Annotated in this window: 10 protein-coding genes; 2 read left to right on the top strand and 8 right to left on the bottom strand. The window is 54.3% G+C overall.

Features of this window, described 5'->3' with window-relative positions:
- Positions 1-144: 144 nt before the first annotated feature.
- The 8 genes from B5D40_RS14765 to B5D40_RS14730 all read right to left on the bottom strand — a co-directional run bounded on the left by B5D40_RS14765 (position 145) and on the right by B5D40_RS14730 (position 4,761).
- Positions 145-1,059 carry a major capsid family protein gene (locus B5D40_RS14765; protein WP_078777456.1) on the bottom strand — a complete coding sequence of 305 codons (915 nt, stop codon included), beginning with the start codon at positions 1,057-1,059 and terminating at the stop codon, positions 145-147.
- Between the two features lie 10 nt (positions 1,060-1,069).
- Entirely contained in the window at positions 1,070-1,486 is a 417-nt protein-coding gene (locus B5D40_RS14760; RefSeq protein ID WP_078777457.1) for a structural cement protein Gp24, read from the bottom strand.
- 3 nt (positions 1,487-1,489) lie between these two features.
- The gene (locus tag B5D40_RS14755) at positions 1,490-2,602 is read right to left on the bottom strand and encodes a DUF2213 domain-containing protein (RefSeq protein ID WP_078777458.1); all 1,113 of its coding nucleotides are present in this window, start codon (positions 2,600-2,602) and stop codon (positions 1,490-1,492) included.
- Between the two features lie 132 nt (positions 2,603-2,734).
- Entirely contained in the window at positions 2,735-3,151 is a 417-nt protein-coding gene (locus B5D40_RS14750; protein ID WP_078777459.1) for a type II toxin-antitoxin system HicB family antitoxin, read from the bottom strand.
- Between the two features lie 36 nt (positions 3,152-3,187).
- The gene (locus B5D40_RS14745; protein WP_234978180.1) at positions 3,188-3,385 is read right to left on the bottom strand and encodes a type II toxin-antitoxin system HicA family toxin; all 198 of its coding nucleotides are present in this window, start codon (positions 3,383-3,385) and stop codon (positions 3,188-3,190) included.
- A 164-nt stretch (positions 3,386-3,549) separates the two neighbouring features.
- Positions 3,550-3,837 carry a hypothetical protein gene (locus tag B5D40_RS14740; protein ID WP_078777529.1) on the bottom strand — a complete coding sequence of 96 codons (288 nt, stop codon included), beginning with the start codon at positions 3,835-3,837 and terminating at the stop codon, positions 3,550-3,552.
- Positions 3,827-4,105, bottom strand: a complete 279-nt coding sequence (locus B5D40_RS14735) for a DUF4258 domain-containing protein (protein WP_078777528.1) — start codon at positions 4,103-4,105, stop codon at positions 3,827-3,829. Before B5D40_RS14735 ends, B5D40_RS14740 begins: the two co-directional genes overlap by 11 nt.
- A gap of 218 nt (positions 4,106-4,323) precedes the next feature.
- Positions 4,324-4,761, bottom strand: coding sequence for a helix-turn-helix transcriptional regulator (locus B5D40_RS14730; protein WP_078777527.1), 438 nt, complete (start codon positions 4,759-4,761; stop codon positions 4,324-4,326).
- Between B5D40_RS14730 and B5D40_RS15790 the strand changes: the two genes are divergently transcribed.
- Complete coding sequence (locus tag B5D40_RS15790) at positions 4,753-4,917, top strand: hypothetical protein (protein WP_158222076.1); 165 nt, start codon at positions 4,753-4,755, stop codon at positions 4,915-4,917. The genes B5D40_RS14730 and B5D40_RS15790 overlap by 9 nt on opposite strands.
- Entirely contained in the window at positions 4,914-5,498 is a 585-nt protein-coding gene (locus B5D40_RS14725; protein ID WP_078777526.1) for a hypothetical protein, read from the top strand. Before B5D40_RS15790 ends, B5D40_RS14725 begins: the two co-directional genes overlap by 4 nt.
- Positions 5,499-5,501 lie beyond the last annotated feature (3 nt).

The raw sequence follows: 5,501 nt of genomic DNA, 5'->3' as shown, positions 1-5,501 counted from the left end.
CTTACCGTAAACAACCGCGTGTCTTGTTTTGTTTGTAACAATCATTTTCGTTCTCCGGTTTTTAATTTATGTCAAAAATTTTCAGTCAAAAATCCGGAACCCATGGGGGTTCCCCCCCAAGGGAGTACCGGATTAAGAAAGAAACTACACGCCGTCGGCGTAAACGATGGCCTTCGGGTTCTTGATGACCGTGCCGCCGATTCGTGCGTAGCAAGGCACCTTGAAGTGCAGCGCGCATTCCTGCGGAGCCTTCTGGCGGAAGGGGATGGGCAGGACGTAGGAGACAACGTTCGCAGCCTTCTTGTAAAGGACGGCGCGGTCCTTGGAGTTTTCGCCGATGCCGTCGAGCTTGCGGGATTCCTGCCAGTCCGTGATTCCCTGTTCGCGGAAGACCGTCTTCAGGTGGTTCAGGATGGTGGTGGAATCGGTGGCGCTCACGCTGGCGGTCGCGATGTGGCTGAACGCCCCGTGCGGCAGGATGATGGTGTCGAGTACGACTGTGCCGCCGTTCAGGGCGTACGCGCCGTCGATTATCGCCTGTACGCTCTCCACGATTTCGTCCTTTGTCTTGGACTTGAAATCGGTGGTGCCCTTTGCGCCCGCCGCGATGGCGACCGGGGTCACGTTGGAGTTGTTGAAGAGGCCTTCGATGCCAACGGACTTGTCGCCGACAAGAAGCACCTCGTCCACCTTCTCGTCGATCTTGCGGCGAGCGGTCTCGGCGTCGTCGCGGGAGAGGTCGATGCCGGCGGTGAGCCACTGCATCACCTCGGCCTCGGAATAGCCGTAGCTGTCCGCAATCTGACGGATGGTGACCGTCCTGAGTTCCATTGCGCGGGAAACGGGCGGCAGGTCCTCGGCGTAGTCGCTGATGAACTTGGCGATGCCCATTTCGGAGAGGACCTTGTACGTCCAGGAATCCGCCCATTCGCCGACGCCGCTCTGGCGGGGGATGAATGCGGTGGCCTTGAGGGCTTCGCGTTCGAGGCCGTAGGTCTCGGTGGCTATCTGGTTGAAAAGCCGACGGATGTCGTTGAGCTGCGAGTCTGTAAATTTCATTGATTCCTCCTTATGCGATTTCCAGTTCGGCGAGTTCGCCGTCCTGCGCGTTGGACTTGAAGTAGCCTCCGGCGATGGCGGTTCCGGCGGTGGCCGTAGGAAGTCCGCTGCCGTCGTCCACGTATGCGGGCTGTCCGGCCAGCACTTCGCCCTTGACCTTCACCCAGACGCGACCCTTCTTGACCACGTTCACGGCGTCGCCCTCGTCGTAGCCGTCGCAGACGGTGGTGCGCTGGGCGATTCCCAGAAGGATGCCGTCGCTTTCGGGCTTTGCCGCATAGACCTTGCCGGTCTCGCCCTTCTTGCCCCAGAGAGCGAAGCCGCCTTCGGAGTCCTTGGAATCCTGGAGGATTCCAGTTTCGATGGAATGGAGCACGAACGGGAAGAGAAGTCCCGGAGCCCCCACTTGGTTTCCTGAATAAGCCATGGCCTATCCCTCCTTTTTAGTTCCGTTGAGTTTTCCGCACATGTCGGCGTACGCCTTTTCCGGGTCATCCGAATCGCAGACGTTGAAGCCGGATTCGAGGCCGTTGCCCTGTTTCCGTTTTCCGGCGGAATCGCCGAGCGAAATCACGGCGGAATCGAAAGCCGAGGCCACGTATTCTGCGCTCTTGCCTTCCACGTCCATGCGGTCGCCGAACGCCTTCTTGATGACGGCCTTGCGGATGTCATCGTCGGAATCCTTGGCGGTAACATCGCATCCGCAGGACTTGGCCTTTTCGACCAGTTCGAGCTTTGCGGAAACGGCCTTTGCAATGGCCTCGTCGTCCATGCGTTCGGCCTTCAGCTTTTCCACTTCTGCGGTCGCGGCGTCGCGGGCGGCCACCGCCTTGTCCATTTCGGACTTGAAGCCAGCCTCCCTGTCCGAAGCGTCCTTCAAGGCCTTTTCAAGCTTCTGGACGCGTTCCACGACCGCCTCGTCGGCCTGGCACTGCACGCCGTCGATAATCATCGTCTTCATCTTTTCTCCTTCCGGGAACTCCCGGCGGTTGTCGGTTTCAAAAAACATTGCGTCGGCGTTGTCGCCGATCCTGAACTTCACCCCGTCCCCGGCGCGGCCCGCCTTCACCAGCGCGATGTGGTTGTAGCGGATGCACGACATGACTTCGTCGTATTCGCTGCCCTGCCAGTTGCCGCCTTCGCGCGATATGTCCGCCGAATATCCGCAGGAAACAGCCTCCACGTCGCCGCACTCGATGGCGTCTATCGCCTTCCTGTCGGTCACGGTAATGGTCACGTAGGCGTTAAGGCCGTCCCATTCCGCGTCAGTGCCCGAAAATCCAACGGACAGGTTGCGCGCATTGTCGGGCGTCACGTCGTCTGACGGATGCAGCAGCGTCACGGGTTTTCCGTTCAGCGTGCCGAAGCTTTCCGCATCGCCCACCACTTTCACAGGGCGAAGCCTGCGCAAGGTGCCGCCATCCCCGCGATAGGAGAAGACGCCGGCCCCAGTGACGCGGATGCGGCCGGTAAGGTATCCCTCCGGAGTCCGCCGGAAAAGCGACGGCTCGAAGTCGGTGAAGTCCCTCAAGTTCTTTTTCATCAACTGAAAATTAGCCCCTGAACGGGCAAGGATGGGCAAAACCCCGAAAGATTCCGAAAGATTCCTAAAAACACCGAAAAAGGCAAAAAAAACGCCCCGGAAAAGGGGCGCGCATGAGGGAAGTGCCGTATCCTACACCAGCCGCACTTCAAGCTTCTTGCCGAGGGCGTCGGCCAACTTGATGAGCGTAGATACGGAAAGGCTTGATTTGGGGTCCTCCAAGCGCTGGTACGCCTGTCTGGAAATGCCCATGCGGCGGCTGATTTCGGCGGCGGACTTGCCCCGGCGAGCCTCGAACACGGAGTAGGCGATTGCCAGACGCTCGTCCACGAACACGGGGAAAAGCCGCCTTTTCGGGTCAGCCTTGGTCTTTGCTTCCGGGAGAGGGTCGCGCCTGTCCAGCATTACGGAAAGCACCCCGTCGAGGCATTCCTTTGCCATCTGCTTGGCCTCTTCCATGCTGTCGGCGCAGGTGAAAGCCCCCGGAACGTCCGGAAACTCCACGCCGATGCCATCGCCGTCCTTGAAGAATCTTGCAACGTAGTTCATGATGACTCCTTTTTTAGGGAAGAAAGGGCGGGGACCCTATTTGAGTCCCGCCATCTTGAGAATCCTGTTCAGCGTCCCCGGTTTAAGGTCTTTTCCGCCGTGGTCCGGAACCGGTATCGGCGGGAATCCCTTTTTCTCGTATATCCAGTGCGAACCGTGTATCCGAGCGAGTCTGAATCCTGCATCCTCAAGCATCTTCTTTACTTCTCTTGCTTTCATGTCTATAATACACATTATTTTATTTACTATGTCAAGTATTTTTATTACATAAAGTTGAATAATTTCAAAAAAAATGCAAAAAACGCCGCTGCAAGCGTCGCTGCTCGTTGCATTGGACGATGATTTTTTATAAAAAAGCCCGCCCAGCCGGGCGGACTCATGAAATCCGTGAATGCGCCCTACACCGGCACCTTGAACGAGATGCCGCCGTTCACGTATCGGTGGATGATGCTGTTGATGAGCGTCTGGTATGGCATCCCGGCATCCTTGGCTATCCTGCGGATACCCCGGAGGTCTTCGCCCTGCATGCGGATGGAAATCACCTTGGCGGTGGCTCCGTCCCTGATTTCCTGCATTGTCGCCTCGAACTCCTCTTTGGGTACGCTCTGGAAATTCCCGCTTTCCACGGCCTCCATGAGTTGCCGTTCCTCATCGTCGAACGGCTCGTTGATGAATTTAGTCGTCATTTTCGCCTCCAAATTTTTTTCTGGCCACTCTTGAAAAGAAGGCCGTTTTCAGGAAGAAGTTTCCCGCATCGTCCTTTACGAACGGAACGCAGGCAATGTCCCCGTCGTATTCGACAACGAACATTTTTTGACCGGGATGGTCTTTTTGATTAGGGACAAAGACTTCGTCCAGAACGTTCCCGGATTCAATGATTTCCGAAATATCGCTTAGGCTTATTCCGCGCTCGTCAAGAAGTTTCTGTTCTTTGTCTTTGTTCCATTTAATCATAGATACAATATATATATTTTATAAATCATTGTCAAGCTTTTTTCTTTACTTTTATCCAATCCCCTCGGCTCGGCTCTTTTTGCTCCGGCAAAAGAAAGAACCAAAGAAAAAGAGAGTAGAGGGGCTTATATACAGAATTCTACTTAATGGAGAGAGTGGTTATTATTGGATGCGTGAATGAATGTATGAATGTATGAGTGTATGTACAACGGATTCCGTCAAATTCCGTTGGATTCCGTTTGATTCCCTTGGAATAAAAGTTTAGCCATTCCTCTTTTAACGATTTCTTCGCAATCGCTATCCGTCATTTTAGAGGTATTTTGAAGCGTTAAAATGTCTTTTTTTATTGTTTCAGCGGCCTCTTCGTCAAAGATTTCCTCAATTTTCGCTCCCATTTTTAGCAATTGCAGGCACACTGTATATTTCGGCGTATTTTTTCCCTTGCACCAGTTAGACACAGCCGAACCATCGACGTTAAGTTTGGCTGCTAGTTCCGTGCCTGTTTGGTGAGTTCTTTCTAAAAATGCTTGGATATTCATTGCAAACCTCTTTGCAAAAATACAAAGAAATGAGAAAATCTCAAAAAATTTTTGAAAATCTTTATTAAAACTCTTGACAATTTGAGAAAATCTTGATATATTCAGAGTATGAATCAAGAAAAAATGAGAAAATCTCAACGACAACAGATAGCGGTTACTTACGCCGCCGCGGAAGCTCTGGAAAGAGCCAAGGCGGAATCTGAAAAAAAAGGGGTGCCTATGACAAAGGGCGCACTTGCCAGTAATGCGATTTTGGAAAAGTTCGGAAAATGAAATCGCTGTCCACAGTTCAGTTGCCAGTGGCTCGTTTTTTAGGTGAGGTCCTTTCGCGAAATGACAAAGAGCTGGTCATTTGGGTAAAGGCATTTGCTGAGGCTCTCGCCTATTACAACCCCGCAATGAATGATTTTGCGGCAGAGCTTATCGCTGACGTGGAAAATTTTCGAGCAAAAGACGCGGAAAGAAAGAGACCCCGCAAGACTCAATCCACAACCGCCGCGGGTGAATCCGCCGAGAAACTCGATCCTCCTGACATTGGCGGTTCCGCGGCAAGCGCAACGCAGGTGGCAGCTGCGCGCGCCGGGGGTGTTGGCGCACCCCCCAAAGTTTCCGCTAAAAGCCCGGCGGAGGGGTGCGCAACTGGTAAGCGCATCCCCCCGCCCTCCACGGCGGAGCTCTACGACTTCGCCGAGGCCGCAAGGCTCTCCGATGCCGACGCCCGCGAGTGGTGGGAACTCTGCACCGAGCGCGGCTGGAAGGACCGTTCCGGAAAGCCCATCAGGGACTGGAAAAAGGCCTGCGAGAGGTATTGCGCAAGGCGCGCCATCAACCGAATGGCAAATGGAGAAACGTGAATG

The organism is Fibrobacter intestinalis, from assembly GCF_900167415.1.
GTDB classification, from domain to species: Bacteria; Fibrobacterota; Fibrobacteria; order Fibrobacterales; family Fibrobacteraceae; genus Hallerella; species Hallerella intestinalis.
This window is presented reverse-complemented; position numbering and strand designations above follow the sequence as displayed.

What these genes read in the sequence shown, in the direction of transcription:
- B5D40_RS14740 (WP_078777529.1), bottom strand. Translation starts at nt 3,837, where the DNA reads ATGACGACTAAATTCATCAACGAGCCGTTCGACGATGAGGAACGGCAA.
- B5D40_RS14725 (WP_078777526.1), top strand. Translation starts at nt 4,914, where the DNA reads ATGAAATCGCTGTCCACAGTTCAGTTGCCAGTGGCTCGTTTTTTAGGT.
- B5D40_RS15790 (WP_158222076.1), top strand. Translation starts at nt 4,753, where the DNA reads ATGAATCAAGAAAAAATGAGAAAATCTCAACGACAACAGATAGCGGTT.
- B5D40_RS14735 (WP_078777528.1), bottom strand. Translation starts at nt 4,105, where the DNA reads ATGATTAAATGGAACAAAGACAAAGAACAGAAACTTCTTGACGAGCGC.
- B5D40_RS14760 (WP_078777457.1), bottom strand. Translation starts at nt 1,486, where the DNA reads ATGGCTTATTCAGGAAACCAAGTGGGGGCTCCGGGACTTCTCTTCCCG.
- B5D40_RS14745 (WP_234978180.1), bottom strand. Translation starts at nt 3,385, where the DNA reads ATGTGTATTATAGACATGAAAGCAAGAGAAGTAAAGAAGATGCTTGAG.
- B5D40_RS14750 (WP_078777459.1), bottom strand. Translation starts at nt 3,151, where the DNA reads ATGAACTACGTTGCAAGATTCTTCAAGGACGGCGATGGCATCGGCGTG.
- B5D40_RS14755 (WP_078777458.1), bottom strand. Translation starts at nt 2,602, where the DNA reads ATGAAAAAGAACTTGAGGGACTTCACCGACTTCGAGCCGTCGCTTTTC.
- B5D40_RS14765 (WP_078777456.1), bottom strand. Translation starts at nt 1,059, where the DNA reads ATGAAATTTACAGACTCGCAGCTCAACGACATCCGTCGGCTTTTCAAC.